The sequence below is a fragment of the Pseudacidovorax intermedius genome (assembly GCF_003350475.1).
Lineage (GTDB): Bacteria > Pseudomonadota > Gammaproteobacteria > Burkholderiales > Burkholderiaceae_C > Xenophilus > Xenophilus intermedius.
Window position 1 is genome coordinate 959,315 of the sequence record NZ_QQAV01000001.1, and the last position, 21,848, is coordinate 981,162.

The 21,848-nt window shown below is 69.9% G+C and carries 17 protein-coding genes; 12 read left to right on the forward strand and 5 right to left on the reverse strand.

The annotated features are described in order from the left end of the window. Positions 1-102: 102 nt before the first annotated feature. Entirely contained in the window at positions 103-276 is a 174-nt protein-coding gene (locus tag DFR41_RS27640) for a hypothetical protein (protein ID WP_017759417.1), read from the forward strand. Between the two features lie 66 nt (positions 277-342). Here the strand turns inward: DFR41_RS27640 and DFR41_RS04265 are convergent, their stop codons facing one another. Next, the gene (locus DFR41_RS04265; protein ID WP_017759416.1) at positions 343-1,326 is read right to left on the reverse strand and encodes a LysR family transcriptional regulator; all 984 of its coding nucleotides are present in this window, start codon (positions 1,324-1,326) and stop codon (positions 343-345) included. A 116-nt stretch (positions 1,327-1,442) separates the two neighbouring features. Between DFR41_RS04265 and DFR41_RS04270 the strand changes: the two genes are divergently transcribed. Continuing rightward, complete coding sequence (locus tag DFR41_RS04270; RefSeq protein ID WP_114801805.1) at positions 1,443-1,949, forward strand: hypothetical protein; 507 nt, start codon at positions 1,443-1,445, stop codon at positions 1,947-1,949. A gap of 283 nt (positions 1,950-2,232) precedes the next feature. Here DFR41_RS04270 and DFR41_RS04275 read toward each other — a convergent pair whose 3' ends face one another. The 3 genes from DFR41_RS04275 to DFR41_RS04280 form a co-directional block, all read right to left on the reverse strand. Continuing rightward, entirely contained in the window at positions 2,233-4,086 is a 1,854-nt protein-coding gene (locus tag DFR41_RS04275; protein WP_114801806.1) for a phosphoenolpyruvate carboxykinase (GTP), read from the reverse strand. 216 nt (positions 4,087-4,302) lie between these two features. Next, on the reverse strand, positions 4,303-4,455 hold the full coding sequence (locus DFR41_RS27645) for a hypothetical protein (RefSeq protein ID WP_017759270.1): 153 nt from the start codon (positions 4,453-4,455) through the stop codon (positions 4,303-4,305). Positions 4,456-4,658: 203 nt separating this feature from the next. Continuing rightward, the gene (locus DFR41_RS04280; protein ID WP_170159313.1) at positions 4,659-5,864 is read right to left on the reverse strand and encodes a threonine ammonia-lyase; all 1,206 of its coding nucleotides are present in this window, start codon (positions 5,862-5,864) and stop codon (positions 4,659-4,661) included. Between the two features lie 181 nt (positions 5,865-6,045). On the opposite strand from DFR41_RS04280, the gene DFR41_RS04285 reads away from it, so the two are divergent. Together DFR41_RS04285 and DFR41_RS04290 are read left to right on the forward strand one after the other, a co-directional pair. Then, positions 6,046-8,370: an ATP-binding protein gene (locus DFR41_RS04285; RefSeq protein WP_114801807.1), complete on the forward strand. Its 2,325-nt coding sequence runs from the start codon at positions 6,046-6,048 to the stop codon at positions 8,368-8,370. Positions 8,371-8,517: 147 nt separating this feature from the next. Then, entirely contained in the window at positions 8,518-10,089 is a 1,572-nt protein-coding gene (locus DFR41_RS04290; RefSeq protein WP_114801808.1) for a S41 family peptidase, read from the forward strand. A gap of 163 nt (positions 10,090-10,252) precedes the next feature. Here the strand turns inward: DFR41_RS04290 and recQ are convergent, their stop codons facing one another. Further along, positions 10,253-12,190 carry a DNA helicase RecQ gene (gene recQ, locus DFR41_RS04295; protein WP_114801809.1) on the reverse strand — a complete coding sequence of 646 codons (1,938 nt, stop codon included), beginning with the start codon at positions 12,188-12,190 and terminating at the stop codon, positions 10,253-10,255. 465 nt (positions 12,191-12,655) lie between these two features. Here recQ and DFR41_RS04300 point away from each other — a divergent pair, with 465 nt between their 5' ends. The 8 genes from DFR41_RS04300 to DFR41_RS04335 all read left to right on the forward strand — a co-directional run bounded on the left by DFR41_RS04300 (position 12,656) and on the right by DFR41_RS04335 (position 21,832). Continuing rightward, on the forward strand, positions 12,656-13,621 hold the full coding sequence (locus DFR41_RS04300; protein WP_017761152.1) for an ABC transporter substrate-binding protein: 966 nt from the start codon (positions 12,656-12,658) through the stop codon (positions 13,619-13,621). Further along, positions 13,622-14,437, forward strand: a complete 816-nt coding sequence (locus DFR41_RS04305) for an ABC transporter permease (RefSeq protein ID WP_043117816.1) — start codon at positions 13,622-13,624, stop codon at positions 14,435-14,437. An 8-nt stretch (positions 14,438-14,445) separates the two neighbouring features. Continuing rightward, the gene (locus DFR41_RS04310) at positions 14,446-15,237 is read left to right on the forward strand and encodes an ABC transporter ATP-binding protein (protein WP_114802179.1); all 792 of its coding nucleotides are present in this window, start codon (positions 14,446-14,448) and stop codon (positions 15,235-15,237) included. Between the two features lie 713 nt (positions 15,238-15,950). Continuing rightward, entirely contained in the window at positions 15,951-16,736 is a 786-nt protein-coding gene (gene hutC / locus DFR41_RS04315; protein ID WP_114801810.1) for a histidine utilization transcriptional repressor HutC, read from the forward strand. A gap of 56 nt (positions 16,737-16,792) precedes the next feature. After that, positions 16,793-18,340: a histidine ammonia-lyase gene (hutH, locus tag DFR41_RS04320; protein ID WP_114801811.1), complete on the forward strand. Its 1,548-nt coding sequence runs from the start codon at positions 16,793-16,795 to the stop codon at positions 18,338-18,340. 43 nt (positions 18,341-18,383) lie between these two features. Further along, entirely contained in the window at positions 18,384-20,114 is a 1,731-nt protein-coding gene (gene hutU, locus DFR41_RS04325) for a urocanate hydratase (protein WP_114801812.1), read from the forward strand. A gap of 125 nt (positions 20,115-20,239) precedes the next feature. After that, the gene (locus tag DFR41_RS04330; RefSeq protein WP_211322548.1) at positions 20,240-20,998 is read left to right on the forward strand and encodes an IclR family transcriptional regulator; all 759 of its coding nucleotides are present in this window, start codon (positions 20,240-20,242) and stop codon (positions 20,996-20,998) included. A gap of 84 nt (positions 20,999-21,082) precedes the next feature. Then, positions 21,083-21,832, forward strand: coding sequence for a transporter substrate-binding domain-containing protein (locus DFR41_RS04335; RefSeq protein WP_114801813.1), 750 nt, complete (start codon positions 21,083-21,085; stop codon positions 21,830-21,832). Positions 21,833-21,848: the final 16 nt, after the last annotated feature.

Genomic DNA, 21,848 nt, shown 5'->3' on the forward strand with positions numbered 1-21,848 from the left:
CGGTGCCATGCGCGGAAAGCATGAAGCAGGGGTTGTGAAAACTAGGGAAAACCCTATTCTTCTACCCATACTCACACACGCGGCGTGGAGCCGCGAAACATCATGTCTTCCCTGCTCACTTTCTGGTCCCGCTGGATGCAGCCGACCGCCGCCCCCGTACCCGTCAGCCCGGCCGCCGATCTCTTCGAATCGGCCGATGCCATGGCGGGCCTGGATCCGCACCACGCGCAGGAACTGCGCGAAGCCGCCTCGGCCTGGCTGCGCGTCGTCCGCTGAGGTGTCGCCCAGCTGGCGTGACATAAGCGGCAGCCCGAGCGCCGACGGGCGCTGGCCGCAAGCCACTCAGGCCCGCGGCAGTACATATTCCGCCAGGGTGCGGGCAAAGGCGTCACCCGCCGCCCGCACGATCAGGTCGCGAAGCCACGCATGACCCGGCGCCGCCTGCATGCGCCGGTGCCACAGCGCATCCACATGCACCAGCGGCAGGGTGAGCGGCAACTCACGCACGACCAGCCCGTCGCTCACCCCGGTGCTGCTCACGAAGTGGCGCGGCAGCACCGTCAGCAGGTCCGAATCGGCGACCACCTTGCCGGCCGTGAAGAACTGGTTCACCGTCAGCACGATGCGCCGGCGACGGCCGATGGCCTCCAGCGCCTCGTCGACGAAGCCCCAGGGTCGTCCCGAGAAGCTCACCAGCAGGTGACGCGCGGTGCAGAAGGCGTCCAGCGTCAGATCCTGCGCGGCCAAGGGATGACCGCTGCGCATCACGCACACATAGCGCCCCACATAGAGGCGATGCGACTCGAAGGCCACGGCCTCGCCCGCCTGCGTGCGGGCGGTCAGGTCTGCCATCACGGCCGGAAAGTGGCCGATGGCCAGGTCCGCCGATTCCTTGTCGAGCAGCGCCCGCGGGTCGCGCGTGTTCAAGGGCACCACCCGCAGCGATACGCCGGGCGCCTCCGCCTCCAGCAGCCGCACGGCGCCGGGGATCAGCTCGGTGGCCGTGGCATCGGCCATGGCCAGCACGAAGCTGTCGTCCGCCTGCGCCGGCTCGAAGGCCGTGGGCGCGATGGCGTGCTGGATGTGGCGCAAGGCGTCGCGCACCACCGGCCACAGCGCGAGGGCACGGGGCGTGGGCTCGACGCCGCTGCCGGCGCGGTGCACCAGCTCGTCGCCCAGCGTCTCGCGCAGGCGGCGCAGGGCATTGCTGACCGCAGGCTGGGTCAGCGAGAGGTTGCGGGCGGCACGGGTGAGGCTGCGCTCGGCCATCACCTCGTCGAAGACGCGCAAGAGATTCAGGTCGAGGGTGCGGAAATTGACGTTCATCATTCCAATGAATGAAGAGCATCACCACTATAAAGTGGAAGAACACTGGGGCAAACCCTAATATTCAGCTCATCGGCACTGTTGCCCACCGTTTTCTTCCCTAGGAGGGGATTGCCATGACCACCTTCGTCCACGTCGACCAACCCGTCTCCCACCCCGGCGTCCGCCGCGCCGAGGAAACCGCGGCCTACATCCGCGATGCCGGCCGCAGCTTCAAGGCCCGCGGCGGCGCGCTCATGATGGTCGTCGCCGCCCTGCTGGCCGCTGCGCTGGTGGTGGCCGAGCGCTTCGTCGCCGAGATCACCGACGGCAGCCTGCTGGCCGCCTGGATGGTGCTGTGGGCCCTGGTGTTCGGCGGCCTGTCGCTGTACGCCGCTGGTGCAGCGCAGAACCTGGCCATCGGCCTGGTCGAGCGCTGGAACAGCCTGCAGCGTGCCCAGGCCGCTGCCCGCGCCGACGAGCGTTTCCTGGCTGCCGCACACCGCGACACCCGCATCATGAACGACCTGCAGGCGGCCATCACCCGCGCCGAATCGGTCTCGGCGGTCGACAGCGCCGTGCCCGCCCAGACCAAGATGCGCGTGCACCAGGCCTCCGCCAGCCACCTGGCCCGCTACTACTGAGCGCAGCCTGGCCCGCCGACACTAAAGGCGGCAAGCGCCCACGAAAAAACCGCCCTCGGGCGGTTTTTTTGCGTCTGCGGCTCGCAGGGCCGGATGGCTGGCAGCGGGGCCGCGTGGCTGCGGGCGCAGATACGCACGTCGGGCAACAGAATCGAAAGGCCGCGGAGCAGGCCATGCCAGCGCACCCGAGGAACTGGCTTTGCCAGGCCTCTGGGTGCGCCCCCCTCCAAGCCGAAGGCGCCAGAGAGGGGGGAGCCGCGAAGCGGCATGGGGGGCTGCTCTATCAAGCCGCCAGGCGCTGCTCGATGGCCGCCTTGGTCTGCGGCAGCTCTTCCGGCAGGTGGTGGGCCAGCTGCTCGAAGAGCTCGGTGTGCAGCTTCAGCTCGGCCTGCCAGGCGGCCTTGTCGATGCTGGTGACCTTGTCGAACTCTTCGCGGCTGAAGTTCAGGCCGGTCCAGTTCAGGTCCTCATAGCGCGGGCTCACGCCGAAGACATGCTCGTCGCCCTGGCCCTGGCCTTCGATGCGGTCGATCATCCACTTGAGCACGCGCATGTTCTCGCCATAACCGGGCCAGACGAACTTGCCGTCGTCGCCCTTGCGGAACCAGTTGGTGGTGTAGATGTGCGGCAGCTTGGCGCCCGAGGCCTGCAGCTTCTTGCCCAGGTCCAGCCAGTGCTGGAAGTAGTCGCTCATGTTGTAGCCCATGAAGGGCAGCATGGCGAAGGGGTCGCGGCGCACCACGCCCTGCTGGCCGGCGGCGGCGGCGGTCGTCTCGCTGCCCATGGTGGCGGCCATGTAGACGCCTTCGGTCCAGTTGCGGGCCTCGGTCACCAGCGGCACGGTGGTCGAGCGGCGGCCACCGAAGATGAAGGCGTCGATCTTCACGCCCTTCGGGTCGTCCCAGGCCTCGTCCAGCGCCGGGTTGTTGGTGGCGGCGACGGTGAAGCGGGCGTTGGGATGGGCGGCCTTGGCGCCGGTCTCGCGGGCGATCTGCGGCGTCCAGTCCTTGCCCTGCCAGTCGATCAGGTGCGCGGGCATCGCCTTGCCGGGGGCATCGGCCTCCATGCCTTCCCACCACACGTCGCCGTCATCGGTCAGCGCGACGTTCGTGAAGATCACGTTCTTGTCGAGGCTGGCCATGCAGTTGGGGTTGGTCTTGAAGTTGGTGCCCGGCGCCACGCCGAAGTAGCCTGCCTCTGGGTTGATGGCGCGCAGGCTGCCGTCGGCCTGGGGCTTGATCCAGGCGATGTCGTCGCCGATGGTCGTGACCTTCCAGCCCTCGAAGCCGGCCGGCGGCACGAGCATCGAGAAGTTGGTCTTGCCGCAGGCGCTGGGGAAGGCGGCGGCCACGTGGTACTTTTTGCCCTCGGGGCTGGTCACGCCCAGGATCAGCATGTGCTCGGCCAGCCAGCCTTCGTCGCGGCCCATGTTGGAGGCAATGCGCAGCGCGAAGCATTTCTTGCCCAGCAGCGCGTTGCCGCCGTAGCCCGAGCCGTACGACCAGATCTCGCGCGTGGCGGGGTAGTGGACGATGTACTTGGTCTTGTTGCAGGGCCAGGCCACGTCCTTCTGGCCGGGCTGCAGCGGCGCGCCCACGGTGTGCACGCAGGGCACGAACTCGCCCTCGGCGCCCAGCACGTCGTACACGGCGCGGCCCATGCGGGTCATGATCTTCATGTTGACGGCCACGTACGGGCTGTCCGACAGCTCGATGCCGATGTGCGCGATGGGCGAGCCCAGCGGGCCCATGCTGAAGGGCACGACGTACATGGTGCGGCCCTGCATGCAGCCTTCGAACAGCGGCTGCAGCGTGGCGCGCATCTCGGCCGGGGCCATCCAGTTGTTGGTGGGGCCGGCGTCTTCCTTCTTCTCGCTGCAGATGAAGGTGCGGTCCTCGACGCGGGCGACGTCGCTCGGATCGGAGCAGGCGAGGAAGGAGCCGGGGCGCTTGGCCGGGTTCAGGCGCTTGAAGGTGCCGGCCTCGACGAGCTGGTTGCACAGGGCGTCGTACTCTTCCTGGCTGCCGTCGCACCAGTGGATGCGCTCGGGCTTGCACAGGGCCGCCATCTCGGCCACCCAGGCGATGAGCTTGGGATTCTTGACGTAGTCGGGGGCCTGCAGGTTGCTGGGACTCATGGTGAACTCCTGAAAAGAAAACTGTCTTTTCGAACGACGCTCGTCGCGGGGCGCGCGGCGCGAACGTCGTTGGAGAAAACGTCTTCGGTCAGGGATTCCGCGGTCGCGGTCGGCGCAGGCGGCGGGTCGCGCGCGGCGAGAAACCCGCGCGTCCGTCGGAAGGCATGGAGGAATCCGGCATGGCGCTCAGGCCGGATTCATGCACGCCCTCGGCACTCAGGCCAGGTACACCGCGATCGAAGCCAGCAGCAGCATCAGGATGCCGCCAGCAATGGGCAGCACGATCGGCATCAGCGGAACGATGCCTTCCACCGCGTCTTTCTCGATGATGGCATCGTGGCCGGGCTCGACGGGCGTGGGAGTGGACATGGGCGAGCGTCTCTTTTCTAAGCGGACAAGGAGAAAGATGTTAACAAGCACCCCTTCTCCCAGGAAAGCGAGTGGGACTCGGGGTTTCTCCTGCCGAGGCGCTCCAGCAGTGGGTTTGCGCTATCCCAACCCGCGCGTTCCAGCCGCGGCGCACGGTGAAAAGTGGCGGTGTGTTCCCTCGCCACGCAACGGGTTGGCCCGAGCTAGCGCTTTTCTTCGGCCTGGAAGCCGGCGTTGCGCAACGCCTCGATCACCGACGCCAGGTGCGCGCGCCCCCGGGTCTGCAGCACCAATTCGATGTCCACGTTCTGCGCCGCCAGCAGCGTGAAGGCGCGCTGGTGGTGCACCTCGTCGATGTTGGCGCCGGCCTCCGCCACGGTGGCCGTGATGCGCGCCAGCATGCCGGGCACGTCGCGCGCGCTCACCGTCAGCCGCGCCAGGCGACCGGCGCGCACCATGCCGCGCTCGATGATCGCAGCCAGCAGCAGCGGATCGATGTTGCCGCCCGAGAGCACCAGTCCCACCTTGCGCCCGCGGAATCGCTCCGGATGCCGCAGCAGCGCCGCCAGACCGGCGGCGCCGGCGCCCTCCACCAGCGTCTTCTCGATCTCCAGCAGCATCAGCACCGACTGCTCGATGTCGCCTTCGTCCACCAGCACCAGGTCGTCGACCATCGCCGCGATGATCTCGCGGGTGCGTTCGCCGGGCGTGCCCACGGCGATGCCCTCGGCGATGGTGCTGGTGCCGGCGATGTGCTGCGTGCCCTTGACGGCGTTGACCATGGCCGGGAAGCGCGCGGTCTGCACGCCCACGATCTGCAGGCCGGGACGGCGGGCCCGGCCCACCACCGCCATGCCGGCCAGCAGGCCGCCGCCGCCGACCGAGACGACCAGCGTGTCCAGCTCGGGCACGTCCTCCAGCATCTCCAGCGCCACCGTGCCCTGGCCCGCGATGATGGCGTCGTCGTCGTAGGGATGCACGAAGGCCAGGCCGTCGCGCTCGGCCAGCTCGTAGGCATGGGCGCGTGCCGCCTCCAGCGAATCGCCGAACAGCACCACGTTCGCGCCGAAGCCGCGGGTGCGCTCGATCTTCACGCCCGGCGTGAAGCGCGGCATGACGATGGTCGCGGGAATACCCAGCCGCTGCGCGTGGTAGGCCACACCCTGCGCATGGTTGCCGGCCGACATGGCGATCACGCCCTTGGGCGGCACGTCGGCGGCGGCCAGCTGCGCCATGATGTTGCAGGCACCGCGCTCCTTGAAGGAGGCGGTGAACTGCAGGTTCTCGAACTTGAGAAAGACCTGCGCACCGACGATGTCCGACAGGGTGCGCGATTCCACGCAGGGCGTGCGCAGCACCTGGCCCTGGAGGCGCCGGGCGGCCGCTTCGATGTCTTGGAGGGAGACCATGGCCGGCATTGTGGCGCGGCCCTGCACACGGGCGTCCGCCGGACGCGCCTGCAGCCGCGCTCGCCCCGCACCGGCGCCGGCGTACACGCGCAGTCGCCCTGGGGGGCTTTCGCGGCCCCGCACTTTCGCATTGCATCGGACTGCGCTATGGTCGCCGCTCCATCTCCGAGGAAACCCTGCCATGGCCCGCCGCTCAGGACTCGACGCCAGCACCGCCCAGCGCGGGGCCGCCTTGCCCTCGCCCGGCCTGCGCGAGGCGCCGGTGCTGGAGCTGATGTGTTCGCACTTCGTGCTGACGCTGGCCGCGCAGCAGGGCCCGCGCTTCAATGTGCGGCGCGATCTCAACGGCCTGCTCTCGCTCACCGGCCGGCACCTGGTGTGGCCCGCGTCGGTATTGCAGCGGCTGCGGGCCTTCCTGGCGCGGCGCTGCGAGGGCAACGAGGTCTGGAAGGATGTGCAGACGCTGGACAACCGCGCCCTGCTCGAGCGCCACGGCCACTGGCGCGGCCCGTACGAAGAAGGCACGCTCTTCTTCCACCTCGACGAATACGCCAAGGACCAGCCCAAGGATCTGCTGGCCGTGCTGGCCCTCACGCGCGACTGGCTGGCGCAGACGCTGCGCAAGCAGTCCACATTGGTCGAGAAGAACATCGACGCCCTGGCCGGCCTGCTGCAGCTGAACAAGGCCGAGCGCGCGCTGCTGCTCTACGGGACGCTGGCGCGCTACCAGCGCGACCTGCGCTCGCTGCTGGTGGAGTTCAAGGTCAGCAACGCGCCCGAGGCCTATGCCGCGCTGGCCGAGGTGGCCGGCGTGAGCCCCAGCGAGGTGGGCGAGGCGCTGCGCGCCGGCTCGCGGCTGGAGCGCATCGGGCTGGTCGAGAACCTCATCTCCGAGCACAACATCACCGACCTGGCCGACCTGATGAAGGTCAGCGAGAAGCTGCCGCCGGTGCTCATGCGCGAGTACCGCGACCAGAGCGAGCTGATGGCCGTCTTCACGCGGCCCTCCACCAAGAGCGAACTGGCGCTGGACGACTTCGAATTCGTCGGCGACGAGGCCCGCATGCTGATCACGCTGCTGCGCGCCGCCGTCGCGCGCAAGGAGCCGGGCGTGAACGTGCTGCTCTACGGCCCACCCGGCACCGGCAAGACCGAGCTGGCGAAGGTGGTGGCGCAGGCGGCGGGGCTGGAGCTGTTCGAGGTCGAGTACGCCGACCGCGACGGCAACTCGCTCTCCGGCCGCGACCGCTACCGCTCGCTGCAGATCGCGCAGGTCTTCCTCAAGGGCAGCGCGCAGTCGGCGCTGCTGTTCGACGAGGTGGAGGACGTCTTTCCGCCCATCAGCACCGAAGCGGCGCAGTTCATGGCCCGTGCCGAGCAGATCGCGGCGCCGGCCGCCAGCGGCAGCGTCAACGGCAAGGCCTGGGTCAACCAGATCCTGGAGACCAACCCGGTGCCCACGCTGTGGGTCACCAACCGCATCGAGCAGATCGACCCGGCCTTCCGCCGTCGCTTCGCCTACCACCTGGAGCTGAAGTCGCCGCCGCCCGGCGCGCGCGAGCAGATCGTGCGCAAGGCCCTGGCCGGCGTCGAGGTGTCCGAGGCCTTCGCCGGCCGGCTGGCCGAGCGGCGCGGCCTCACGCCGGCGCAGATCCGCACCGCGGTGCGTTTCGCCGGCCTGGCGGCCGAGGGCGGTGCCGATGCCGAAGCGCTGATCGAGCGCCAGTTGCGCAATGCCGACCAGGCCCTGGGCCGCAGCCCCGGCACGCCCGCCGAGCGGCTGGCCGTGACGACCTGGGACCTGGGCATGCTCAACGTCGACACGCGCTTCGAGATCCCGCGCATCGTCGAGGCGCTCAAGGCCCGCGGCCACGGCACGCTGTGCTTCTACGGCGCACCCGGCACCGGCAAGACCGCCCTGGCCGAGCACATCGCGCGGGCGCTGGGCCGGCCGCTGATGATCAAGCAGGCCAGCGACCTGATGAGCAAGTACGTCGGCGAGACCGAGCAGCAGATGGCCGCCATGTTCCGCGAGGCCGAGGCCGAGAAGGCCGTGCTGCTGCTGGACGAGGCCGACTCCTTCCTGCAGGACCGGCGCGGCGCGCAGCGCAGCTACGAGGTCACCGAGGTCAACGAGATGCTGCAGGGCATGGAGCGCTACCAGGGCGTCTTCGTCTGCACCACCAACCTGCTCGACCGCATCGACCAGGCGGCGCTGCGGCGCTTCACCTTCAAGATCCGCTTCAAGCCCCTCACGGCCGGGCAGCGTGAACGCATGTTCGTCACCGAGGCGCTGGCTGGCCAGGCCGAAGCACTCACGCCCGAGGTCACGGCGCGGCTGGCGCGGCTCGACCAGTTGTGCCCCGGCGACTTCGCCGCCGTGAAGCGGCAGGTGGAGATCCTCGCCGCCGCCTTCACGCCCGAGGAATTCCTGGCGCAGCTGGAGGCCGAGCATCGCCTCAAGCCCGAGGTGCGCGAGGCCCGGGGCATGGGCTTCGTCCACTGAGAAAGGGTGGGCGAGCCCGCCACGCCCGCTCGGCCCCGCCGGATTCATTCACACCTCCTGATCGCGCGAACTGTCGTGCGGGGGCGCTAGCATCGGCGCCGGCATGCGCGCCGGGGGGCCGCGTGCCCATCACACCGAGGACGATCCATGATGCGACGAGGGATGGGGGCGCTGCTGGCCGGCGCGATCGTGACCGTGTTGAGTGCCTGTGGCGGCGGCGGCGGCGGAGGTGGCGGCGGCGCGCTGCCGCTGGCCCTGCCCGCCAGCAGTCCGGCGGCCCCGGCGTCCACGCCTGTCGCCCAGGCCGGCGATCCGGACATCGTCGACGTGGCCTCCGTGGCGGGCCGGTGCGCCAAGCCCCGCAGCGGCAGCGCCGACCTGGCCGGGACCCTGCTCGACGAGAAGCGCTGGGTGCGCTCCTGGATCGACGACACCTACCTCTGGTACGACGAGGTGCCCACCCTCTCGGCGGCGAACTATGCGACGCCCATCGACTACTTCGCGGTGCTCAAGACCTCGGCGCTCACTTCCAGCGGCAAGCCCAAGGACCGCTTCCACTTCACCTACGACACGGCCGCGTACCAGGGCCTGTCGAGCAACGGCCAGGAGATCGGCTACGGCATCCGCTTCGCCTACCTCTCCAGCGTGCCGCCGCGCGATGTGCGTGTCGCCTATGTGGAGCCCAACTCGCCGGCCTCCTCCGCCGGCGTGACACGCGGCATGCGCCTGCGCACGGTCGACGGCATCGACGTGACCAACGGCAGCAACGTGGATGGCCTCAACGCCGGCCTGGCGCCCCAGAAAGCGGGCGAAGTGCACCAGCTGGGCCTGCGCCGCCTGGACGGCAGCGACATCACGCTCGGCCTCACGGCCACCGACATCGTCAGCAGCGCCGTGATGAACGTGAAGACCATTCCCACGGCCAGCGGCAACGTCGGCTACCTGCAGTTCAACCAGCACAGCGTGGCGGCCGAATCGCAGCTGATGGATGCGATGGCCGCCCTGCGCGACGCGGCGGTGTCCGACCTGGTGCTGGACATGCGCTACAACGGCGGCGGTCTGCTGGGCATCGCCTCCGAGGTCGCCAGCATGATCGCGCCGAGCAACAGCACCACCGGGCAGACCTTCGAGCGCCTGATCTACAACCGCAAGAATCCCTTCGGCACCTCCGCCGCGGCCAGCCGCGTGCCCTTCTACGCCACGGCGCAGTACGGGCCGCGCTCGGGCACACCGCTGCCGCGGCTGAACCTGCCGCGTGTGCTGGTGCTGGCCGGTGGCGACACCTGCTCGGCCAGCGAGTCGGTCGTCAACGGCCTGCGTGGCATCGGCGTGAACGTGGCCCTGGTGGGCGGTACCACCTGCGGCAAGCCCTATGGCTTCTATCCGCAGGACAACTGCGGCACCACCTACTTCACCATCCAGTTCCAGGGCGTCAATGCGCAGGGCCAGGGCGATTACGGAGATGGCTTCGCGCCCACCTGCAGCGTGGCCGACGATTTCAGCCATGCCCTGGGCGACCCGGCCGAGGCGCGCCTGGCCGCGGCCCTCAGCCTGCGCCAGAACGGCGTGTGCCCCGCGCCCGCCACGCCGCTCGTGGCCAGCGCGCGCTCGGCCATCGCCGGCAGCGGCACCGGCCTGCCCGCCGACCAGGCCGTGCTCGGCCCGCGCGCGCCCTGGCTGGACAACCGCATCGTGCTGCCGGCGGACCGTGGGCTCTAGACGAACACACGCCGATTGCAAGCAGCGGCAAGATCGAATGGCCGCGGAGCAGGCCATGCCAGTGCACCCGCGGAACCGGCTTTGCCGGGCCGGGGGGTGGGCCCCCTCCAAGCCGAAGGCGCGAGGGAGGGGGGAGCCGCGAAGCGGCTTGGGGGGTGCCCGCCTATTTGACGCTGGCGATGACCCGAACGACCTCTTCGCCGTAGGCCTCCAGCTTCTTCGCGCCCAGGCCGCTGATGCCTTCCAGCGCCTCCAGCGAGTCGGGCGCGCGCTCGGCGATGGCGGCGAGGGTGGCGTCGTGGAAGATGACGTAGGCCGGCAGGTTGTGGGCCCTGGCGACCTCGGCGCGCCAGGCCTTGAGGGCGGCGAAGCGCGCCTGGCCGCCGGTGTCGAGCGCCGCTGCGGCAGCAGGCGCCGCCGTCGTGGCGCCGCCCGTGCGCTCGCGCCGGCTGCGGCGCGGGGCCGGCTGCGACACCGATTCGCGCAGCCGCACCGGCACCTCGCCGCGCAGCACGGCGCGCGAGCCGTCGGTGAGGCGCAGGGTGTTGAACTTCTCCGCGTCCACCTCCACCGCGCCGATGGCGATCAGCTGGCGCAGCACGCCGCGCAGCTGCGTCTCGCTGTACTCGGCGCCGATGCCGAAGGTGCTCACCCGCTCATGGAAGAACTGCTTGACCTTTTCGGTCGGCTTGCCGCGCAGGATGTCCATGATGTGGCCGGCGCCGAAGCCGATGCCGCTTTGCTGCTGCACGCGGTAGATGGTGGACAGCAGCTTGCGGGCGGCATCCGTGCCGTCCCACACCGCGGGCGGCGACAGGCAGTTGTCGCAGCTGCCGCAGTGCATGAGCGGCGCGCGCTCCTCGCCCTCGGGCGCATCCGGCGGCATGCCGTAGGTCTCGTCGAAGTACGCCAGCAGCCGCACGCGGCGGCAGTCGGTGGCCTCGGCCAGGGCCAGCAGCGCGTCGAGCTTGCCGCGCATCACCTGCTTGAATTCCTCGGCCGCCGGGCTCTCGTCGATCATGCGGCGCTGGTTGACCACGTCCTGCAGGCCGTAGGCCATCCAGGCATCGGCGGGCAGGCCGTCGCGGCCGCCGCGGCCGGTCTCCTGGTAGTAGCCCTCGATGTTCTTGGGCAGGTCCAGGTGGGCGACGAAGCGCACGTCGGGTTTGTCGATGCCCATGCCGAAGGCGATGGTGGCGACCATGACGATGCCCTCTTCGCGCAGGAAGCGGTCCTGGTGGCGCTGGCGCACGGCAGCGTCCAGGCCGGCGTGGTAGGGCAGCGCGTTGACGCCGGCATCGGCCAGCATCTGCGCCACTTCTTCGACGCGCTTGCGCGACTGGCAGTAGACGACGCCGGCCTCGCCCTCGTGCTCGCGCTCGATGAAGCGCAGCAGCTGCGTGCTGGCGTCCTTCTTCTCGACGATGGCGTAGCGGATGTTGGGCCGGTCGAAGCTGCTGACGAATTGCCGCGCGTCCTGCAGCTGCAGCCGCTCGACGATGTCGGCGCGCGTGAGCGCATCGGCGGTGGCGGTGAGCGCGATGCGCGGCACGGCCGGGTAGCGCTCGTGCAGCACGGCCAGGGCGCGGTACTCGGGGCGGAAGTCGTGGCCCCACTGGCTCACGCAATGCGCCTCGTCGATGGCGAACAGGGCCAGCTTGCCGCGCGCGGCCAGGCCGTCCAGCAGCTCCAGGAAGCGCGGCGTGTTGACGCGCTCGGGCGCGGCGTAGAGCAGCGTGAGCTCGGCGCGGGCGGTGCGGCGCTCCACGTCCAGCGCCTCCTGCCAATCCAGCGTGGAATTGAGGAAGGCGGCGCTCACGCCGGCCTCGTGCAGGGCGCCCACCTGGTCGTGCATCAGCGCGATCAGCGGCGAGACCACGATGCTCACGCCCTGGCCGGCGCGTGCGCGGGCGATGGCCGGGATCTGGTAGCACAGCGACTTGCCGCCGCCGGTGGGCATCAGCACCAGCGCGTCGCCGCCGGCCGTGACCTGGTCGACGATGGCCGCCTGCGGGCCGCGGAAGGCCTCGTAGCCGAAGACCTCGCGCAGGATGGCCAGGGGCGCGGTGCTGCCGGAGTCGAGGGAATGGGTGGAAGACACGTTCGGTGCGGGCGGTGGCGGCGGGCGGGCAGGAAGGCGGGTGCGGATGGAAAGCGGCGGCGCATCCGGGGATGCATGCGCCCGACGCGCCTCCCTCGCGCCAGGGCGGCATTGTCTCAGGCCCGCGGCGGCCTGCCGGACAGGCTCGCGCAAGCCCGCAGAGCCTGGCACGCCTCCTGCAACCCAGAGCGGGCCTGGGCCTACCACCACCTGTATAGACAGCAATTTGGTGCACCCGCCGCGTCAGTGCACCGAGACAGGGTCATGCCCGGCCGGGAGCCTCCCCATCCTGGGGCGGGATTGCGGGTTGTCCTGTATATACAGGCCTGGCAGCCCAGCTGAGACTGCGCCCCACCCCTGGCAGGCGCGGCCGGCCGTCCTGGATGTCCGCCGCGCCCGGTGGCGAGGTCGCAGGCACGGATGTCCGTTGTAGTTGTTCCGCCATTCACACCACAGGAGGGCCACATGGCCAAGACCGTCTTCAAGATCGCATCGCTGGTGGCCGCGGCCGCCGCCCTCGCCTGCGCCGCAGGCACCGCCGCCGCGCAGGAGACGAAGATTGCGCTCGGCATGTCCGGCTGGACGGGCTTCGCCCCGCTCACGCTGGCCGACAAGGCCGGCATCTTCAAGAGGAACGGCCTGGACGTGGAGATCAAGATGATCCCGCAGAAGGACCGCCATCTGGCCCTGGCCTCGGGCGCCATCCAGTGCGCCGCCACCACGGTCGAGACGCACGTGGCCTGGAACGCCAACGGCGTGCCCATCGTGCAGATCTTCCAGATGGACAAGTCCTACGGCGCCGACGGCATCGCGGTGCGCAACGACGTCAAGTCCTTCGCCGACCTCAAGGGCAAGACCATCGGCGTCGATGCGCCCGGCACTGCGCCCTACTTCGGCCTGGCCTGGATGCTGAGCAAGAACGGCATGACCTTGAAGGACGTGAAGACCGTGACGCTGGCGCCGCAGGCTGCTGCCCAGGCCTTCGTGGCCGGCCAGAACGACGCCGCCATGACCTACGAGCCCTACCTGTCGACGGTGCGCAACGCACCGCAGTCCGGCAAGATCCTCGCGACCACGCTGGACTACCCCATGGTGATGGACACCGTGGGCTGCGCGCCCACCTGGCTCAAGGCCAACGCCAAGGCGGCGCAGGCGCTCACCACGTCCTACTTCGAGGCGCTGGACATGATCAAGGCCGAGCCCGCGAAGGCCAACGAGATCATGGGCTCGGCGGTCAAGCAGACCGGCGAGGCCTTCGCCAACTCGTCCAAGTACCTGCGCTGGCAGGACAAAGTGGCCAACCAGAAGTTCTTCTCCGGCGAGCTGGAGCAGTTCATGAAGGAGTCGGTGCCGATCCTGCTGGAGGCCGGCGTGATCCGCAAGGCGCCCGAGGACTTGAAGGCGACCTACGACGCGTCCTTCATCAAGTAAATGCCTTTGCGTGAGTCTGTGTCCGTGCCCCGCCGTTCCGTCATGACCCCGCTCGAGCCCGTCGGCCCGCACACGCGCTGGCTGCTGGGCGTGGCCTTCTTCGTGCTCTTCGTGGCGGTGTGGGCCTTCTTCACGCTGGGCGGCTACGTGTCGCCCACCTTCCTGGCCAGCCCGGTCACGATGGTGAAGGAGGCGGTGCTGCTGTTCACCGAGTACGGCTTCATCGGCGACATCGGCATGACGGTGTGGCGGGTGTTCGGCGGCTTCCTGCTGGCCGCCGTCATCGCGGTGCCGCTGGGCATCCTGATGGGTGCCTACAAGCCGGTGGAGGCCTTCCTGGAGCCCTTCGTCTCCTTCTGCCGCTACCTGCCGGCCTCGGCCTTCATTCCGCTCTTGATCCTGTGGGCCGGCATCGGCGAGGCGCAGAAGCTGCTGGTGATCTTCATCGGCTCGGTGTTCCAGATCATCCTGATGGTGGCGGTGACGGTGGGCAGCGCCCGCAAGGACCTGGTCGAGGCGGCCTACACGCTGGGCGCCGACGGCGGCGGCATCGTGCGGCGGGTGCTCATTCCGGGCGCGGCGCCGGGCATCGCCGAGACGCTGCGCCTGGTGCTGGGCTGGGCCTGGACCTACGTGATCGTGGCCGAACTCATTGGCTCGTCCTCGGGCATCGGCCACATGATCACCGACAGTCAGGCGCTGCTGAACACCGGGCAGATCATCTTCGGCATCATCGTCATCGGCCTGATCGGGCTGGTGTCGGACTTCCTGTTCAAGGCCGTCAACCGTCGGCTGTTCGCCTGGGCTTCGCTATGAGCGGCAACATGCAAGAAGCCGGCGTGCAGCTGGCCATCCGCGGTGTCTCGCGCACCTTCACCGGTGCGCGGGGGCAGTCCACGCAGGCGCTGCTGCCGGTGGACTTCGATGTGCGCGAGAACGACTTCGTCACCATCCTCGGGCCCTCGGGCTGCGGCAAGTCGACGCTGCTGCGCATCGTGGCGGGCCTGGACTTTCCGACCAGCGGCCAGGTGCTGCTGGACGGCCAGCCGGTGGCCGGGCCGGGCGCGGATCGGGGCATGGTGTTCCAGAGCTACACGCTCTTTCCGTGGCTGGACATCGAGCAGAACATCCGCTTCGGCCTGCGCGAGCGCGGCATGTCCGAATCGCAGCAGAAGGAGCGCGCGGCCTACTTCATCGCCAAGGTGGGGCTGCGCGGCTTCGAGCGGCACTATCCCAAGCAGCTGTCGGGCGGCATGCAGCAGCGCACGGCCATCGCGCGTGCGCTGGCCAACGACCCCAAGATGCTGCTGATGGACGAGCCCTTCGGCGCGCTGGACAACCAGACGCGGGTGCTGATGCAAGAGCTGCTGCTGGGCATCTGGGAGGCCGAGCGCAAGACGGTGCTGTTCGTCACGCACGACATCGACGAGGCGATCTTCATGGCCAACCGGGTGGCGGTGTTCAGCGCCCGGCCGGGCCGCATCAAGACCGAGATCGCGGTGGACCTGCCGCATCCGCGCCACTACACGCTCAAGACCACGCCGGAGTTCATGGAACTGAAGGCGCGGTTGACGGAAGAGATCCGGGCGGAGTCGATGGCGGCGGCGGAGCATTGAGCGATGTTGGTACGGCGCAGTCGGGGTGATGTCGGGGGCGGCGCGCGTAGCCTGGCCGCGCTGCTGCTGCTTCGTCGCGCGCATGCTGTGATGGGGTTTGGTGGGGTCCTGACGGGTGCCTGGGACGGCGCGCGGGGCCGGGGCCGGCTGGCGCGGGCTCATGGCGGGGTGGTCGGCTGCGCCGACTCCGCGCGCTGGACACGTCGCGTCGGTATCGGGGCAGGGGTGCTGCGGGCCTTGCCTTCGACCTCGACCTGCGCTTGGGCTTGGGCTTGGGCTTGGGCTTGGGCTTGGGTCCGGGCACACCACGCCGACCCAACCCAGAGTGGCCGGCAGCCCGTGGGCGGTGGTGCGCCTGTGGCGCGCCGAGGAGCGCAGCGAAGCCGGCCGCAGGCCTGCCGAAGGACAGGCCTGCTTCGTGATCTGACTCGCGGCATTTGTCCGAGCAGAGTGAACGCAGTGAACGTCGCGAGTTATGCCGCGGGCCGGTTTCGCGAGCACCGGAGGGCAGTCGGCGCGCAGCGCCGACCGCGCCACCGAAGCACCGCCGCCCACGGGCTGCCGGCCGCTCTGGCGCACCGTCCTTTCCATCGCTGCGACATCGACGCATGCACCGACAGGAACATCAAGCGCCAAGCCGTGCACACGCTGATTGACGCTGCCGGCGCCAGCCGCCGCCAGGCCCGCAAGCCGCATCACGACGGGGGCCGCGCATGACGACGACCGCCGCCAAGGCACTGCGGGATCGCCGTCCCGTCAGTGCCCCACCGAGCAACCCGTCCCTGGCCCTCTACGAGCAGGTCAAGGAACACATCGTCCGCCGCATCCAGAGCGGCGAATGGCCCGCCGGCCACCGCCTGCCGTCGGAACACGAGCTGGTCGCGCAGTTCGGCATCTCGCGCATGACCGCCAACCGCGCCCTGCGCGAACTGGTGGACGAAGGCCGCGTCAAGCGCGTGGCCGGCGTGGGCAGCTTCGTGGCCGAGACCAAGCCGCAGTCCACCCTGCTGCAGATCGCCAACATCGCCAGCGAGATCCGCGGCCGCGGCCACGACTACGGCTTCGAGCTGCTGGCGGCCGAGCGCATCGCCGCACCCGCGGACATCGCCGCCTGGCTCGACGTGCGCCTGGGCGAATCGCTCTTCCACTGCCTCTGCCTGCACCTGGAGAACGGCACCCCCGTGCAGCTGGAGGACCGCTGGGTCAGCCCGCGCATGGTGCCGGCCTTCCTCGACCAGGACTTCTCGCTGATGCCGCCCAGCGAATACCTGGTGCGCCACGTGCCCTTCGACCAGATCGAGCACCTGGTCGACGCCGTGCTCCCTTCGCCCGAACAGGCCGCGCGCCTGGCCATGGACGGGGGCGAGCCCTGTCTGCTGCTCAGCCGCCGCACCTGGTCGCGCGGCACGCCCATCACGCTGGTGCGCTGCCTGCACCCGGCCTCGCGTTACCGGCTGGGCAGCCGCTTCCGCGCCGACGGCAACCCCGGCTGGGGCTGACGGCCCCGCGCTCCCGCTTCGCTTTCGCACGTCACAACCTGTATAGACAACCTGCCATGACCACCACGCTGACCCTCCATCCCGGCCACCTCGACCTGGCCAGCCTGCGCCGCATCCACCAGGGCGGCCTCACCCTCGCGCTGGACGGCAGCACGCGCGCCGGCATGCAGGCCGCGCAGGCCGCCGTGCAGCGCATCGTCGACCACGACGACGTGGTCTATGGCATCAACACCGGCTTCGGCAAGCTGGCCAGCACCAAGATCGACCACGATCACCTGGCCGAGCTGCAGCGCAACCTGGTGCTGTCGCACAGCGTGGGCACCGGCGAGCCGCTGTCGGCGGAGGTGGTGCGGCTGGTGATCGCCGCCAAGGCCGTGAGCCTGGCGCGCGGGCATTCGGGCGTGCGGCCGGCGCTGGTCGATGCGCTGCTGGCGCTGTTCAATGCCGGCGTCACGCCGCTGATCCCGGCCAAGGGCTCGGTGGGCGCCTCGGGCGACCTGGCGCCGCTGGCGCACCTGGCCTGCGTGCTCATCGGCGAAGGCCAGGCGCGCCTGGCGGACGGCCGCGTGGTCGGCGGCGCCGAAGCCATGCGCAGCATCGGCATCGCGCCCTTCGTGCTCGGCCCCAAGGAAGGCCTGGCGCTGCTCAACGGCACGCAGGTCTCGACCGCGCTGGCGCTGGCGGGGCTGTTCGGCGCGGAGAACGTGTTCGCCTCGGCCCTGATGTCCGGCGCGCTGTCGCTGGAGGCCATCCAGGGCTCGATCAAGCCCTTCGATGCCCGCATCCATGCCGCGCGCGGCCAGCCGGGGCAAATCGCTGTGGCGGGGGCCGTGCGCACGCTGCTGGAAGGCAGCGACATCATCCCCAGCCATGCCGACTGCGGCCGCGTGCAGGACCCGTACTCCATCCGCTGCATCCCGCAGGTGATGGGCGCCTGCCTGGACAACCTGACGCACGCCGCCCGCGTGCTGGTGACCGAGGCCAATGCCGCCTCGGACAACCCGCTGGTCTTCTGCGACACCGGCGAAGTGATCTCTGGCGGCAACTTCCATGCGGAGCCGGTGGCCTTCGCGGCCGACATCCTCGCGCTGGCCGTGGCCGAGGTCGGTGCCATCGCCGAGCGGCGCATCGCGCTGCTGCTGGACACGGGCCTGTCGGGCCTGCCGCCCTTCCTGGTGCGCGACGGCGGGCTCAACTCCGGCTTCATGATCGCGCAGGTCACGGCCGCGGCCCTGGCCTCGGAGAACAAGTCGCTCGCCCATCCCGCCAGTGTGGACAGCCTGCCCACCTCGGCCAACCAGGAGGACCATGTGTCGATGGCGACCTTCGCGGCGCGCCGGCTGGGCGAGATGGTGAACAACACCGCGGTGGTCATCGGCATCGAGGCGATGGCTGCCGCGCAAGGGATCGAACTGAAGCGCACCGAGACCACGCCACGCAGTTCTGCGGCCATCGAAGCCGAGATCGCCCGCATCCGCCGCCAGGTCGCCTTCGTCGAGCGCGACCGCTACCTGGCGCCCGACATCGAGGCCATGCGGCAGTGGGCGCTGGCCGCCGAACTGCCTGCGCCGCTGCTGTCGCTGCTGCCCAGCCACCTCGCCTGAACCGAACGAACGACCGCCCCCCGACTTTTCAAGGAGCACCGCCATGAACGCCCCCGAGAACTTCATCGCCCGCACCGCCACCGCCCTCGCCGACCCGCGCGTGGACCCCAGCCGCGTGGTGCGCGCGCCTCGCGGCACCGACCTGTCGTGCAGGAACTGGCTGATCGAAGCCCCCTTCCGCATGCTGCAGAACAACCTCGACCCCGAGGTGGCCGAGAACCCGCAGGCCCTGGTGGTGTACGGCGGCATCGGCCGCGCCGCGCGCAACTGGGAATGCTTCGACGCCATCCTCGATTCGCTGAAGAAGCTGGGCGAGGACGAGACGCTGCTGGTGCAGTCCGGCAAGCCGGTGGGCGTGTTCAAGACCCATGCGGACGCGCCACGGGTGCTCATCGCCAACTCCAACCTCGTGCCCAAGTGGGGCCACTGGGAGCACTTCCACGAGCTGGACCGCAAGGGCCTCTTCATGTACGGCCAGATGACCGCTGGCAGCTGGATCTACATCGGCAGCCAGGGCATCGTGCAGGGCACCTTCGAGACCTTCGTCGAGGCCGGGCGACAGCACTACGGCAACGATCTGTCGGGTCGCTGGATTCTGACGGCGGGCCTGGGCGGCATGGGTGGCGCGCAGCCGCTGGCGGCCACGCTGGCGGGCGCCTGCTCGCTGACCATCGAATGCCAGCAGAGCAGCATCGACTTCCGCCTGCGCACCCGCTACGTGGACAAGCAGGCGAAGGACATCGACGACGCTTTGGCTCTGATCGCGCACCACACCGCGAAGAAGGAAGCCGTCTCCATCGCCCTGCTCGGCAATGCCGCCGAGGTGCTGCCCGAGCTGGTGCGCCGCGCGAAGGCAGGCGGGCCGAAGCCCGACCTGGTCACCGACCAGACCTCGGCCCACGACCTGATCAACGGCTACCTGCCCGTGGGCTGGAGCGTGCCGCAGTGGCGTGCCGCGTCGGCGGACCCGGCCCAGCATGCCCAGCTCAAGCAGGCCGCCGCCGAAGGCTGCGCCGTGCATGTGCAGGCCATGCTGGACTTCCAGGCCATGGGCATCCCGACGGTGGACTACGGCAACAACATCCGCCAGGTCGCCTTCGACCAGGGCGTGAAGAACGCCTTCGACTTCCCCGGCTTCGTGCCCGCCTACATCCGGCCGCTGTTCTGCGAGGGCAAGGGGCCCTTCCGCTGGGTGGCGCTGTCGGGCGACCCGGAAGACATCTACAAGACCGACGCCAAGATCAAGGAGCTCTTCCCGGACAACAAGCACACCCACCGCTGGCTGGACATGGCGCGCGAGCGCATCGCCTTCCAGGGCCTGCCGGCGCGCATCTGCTGGCTGGGTCTGGGCGAGCGGCACATCGCCGGCCTGGCCTTCAACGAGATGGTGAAGAAGGGCGAGCTCAAAGCCCCCATCGTCATCGGCCGCGACCACCTGGACACCGGCTCGGTGGCCAGCCCCAACCGCGAGACCGAGGGCATGAAGGACGGCACCGACGCGGTGAGCGACTGGCCGCTGCTCAATGCCCTGCTCAACACCGCGGGCGGTGCCACCTGGGTCAGCCTGCACCACGGCGGCGGCGTGGGCATGGGCTATTCGCAGCATGCCGGCATGGTGATCGTGTGCGACGGCAGCGAGGCCGCCGAGCGCCGACTGGCCCGCGTGCTGGTCAACGACTGCGCCTCGGGCGTGATGCGCCACGCCGATGCCGGCTATGAACTGGCCGTGGCCACGGCGAAGAAGTTCGGGCTCAACCTGCCGATGGTGCGCTGACGGGTCCCCCAGCGCCGGGCTGCGCTTCGGCGCGCGGGCGCACGCGCTACAAAAAACCGCCGCCCAGTCCCACCGCGTGGGACCGGGTGGTGCACATCGCGATGGCTTTTTTTGATACTGGACGCATGGCCTCGCCTGCGCCCCCCGTTGCTGCTGCCGCCGTTCCTGCCGCCGACCGCGTGCTGCAGGTGCTGGCCGTGCTGGCGCGGCAGGGCCGGCCGCTTACCGCGGCCGAGCTGATCGCCCACACGGGCCTGACGCGCAGCACCCTCTACCGCCAGCTGGCGCGGCTGCGCCGCTGGGGATTCGTGATCGAGCGCGAAGGCAGCTACGCCCCCGGGCCGCTCAGCCTGCAGATGGCGCTGGGCTTCGACCTCGCCTCCGAGCTCATGCGGCAGGCCCGTCCCACCATGGAAGAGCTGGCCCGCCAGTCCCACGAGAGCGTGGGCCTGATCGTCGCCGTCAACGACCAGGCCATCTGCCTGGACATGGTGGAGAGCCACCAGTCCCTGCGCTGCTCCTTCGAGAAGGGCCGCAGCGTGCCGCTGCGCGCGGGCGCTTCGGCCAAGTGCCTGCTGGCCCACCTGGCGCCCTCCGCCCAGGCCGCCGTGCTCGACGCGCAGTACGGCGCCGGCACCGCCGAACGCGCCGCGGCCGAAGCCGAGCTGGACACCATCCGCCAGGCCGGTCATGCCCTGAGCGCCGGCGAAGTGGACGACGGCGTCTGGGGCTGCAGCGTGCCGCTGATGGGCGCCTCGCACCAGGCGGCCGGCGTGCTGACGCTGATGGCCCCGATCCTGCGTGCACGGCACCAGGAAGCCGCGCTCGTGCAGATGACCGTGGTGGCGGGCGCCCGCATCTCGCGGCGGCTGCTGCTGCACTGAGCCGGGTCGCCTCGTCTCGCCCCGTCGCCCCCTTCTTCTTGCGCCTTCCGTTCCTCTCCCTTCCAACGTTCCCGGAGTGATCCCATGATGTCCCGCCCCCTGCCCCGCCGCCTGCTGCTCGCCCTCGTCGGCACCCTCGCCCTGGCCGGCACCGCCGCCCATGCCGCCGAGCCGCTGCGCGTGGCCACCGATGCCACCTTCCCGCCGATGGAATACATCGAGAACGGCAAGCGCACCGGCTTCGACACCGAGATGGTCGAGGCCATCGGCAAGCAGCTGGGCCGGCCCGTCGAATGGATCGACATCGACTTCAAGGGCCTGATCCCGGCCCTGGTCTCGCGCCGCGCCGACATGGCCGTCTCGGCCATCTACATCACCGACGAGCGCCGCAAGGTGGTCGACTTCACCGTGCCCTACTACGCCGGCGGCCTGGTGGTGATGACCAAGGCCGACAACGCCACCGTCAAGTCGCCCGCCGACCTGGCCGGTCGCAAGGTGAGCGTGCAGGTGGGCACCAAGTCGGTGAGCTTCCTCAAGGAGAAGTACCCGCAGGCCCAGCTGCTGGAGGTCGAGAAGAACCAGGAGATGTTCAACCTGGTGGAAGTGGGCCGCACCGACGCCGCCGTCACCGGCAAGCCCGCCGCCTATCAGTACGTGCGCACGCGGCCGGGCCTCAAGGTGCTGCCCGAGCAGCTGACCACGGAGGAATACGGCATGGCCATCCGCAAGGACACGCCCGAGCTCACCAAGGCTGTGAACGACGCCCTGGCCCGCATGAAGGCCGACGGCACTTACGCGGCCATCGTCCAGAAGTGGTTCCCCACGTCGAAGTGACGCACGGCTGACCCCA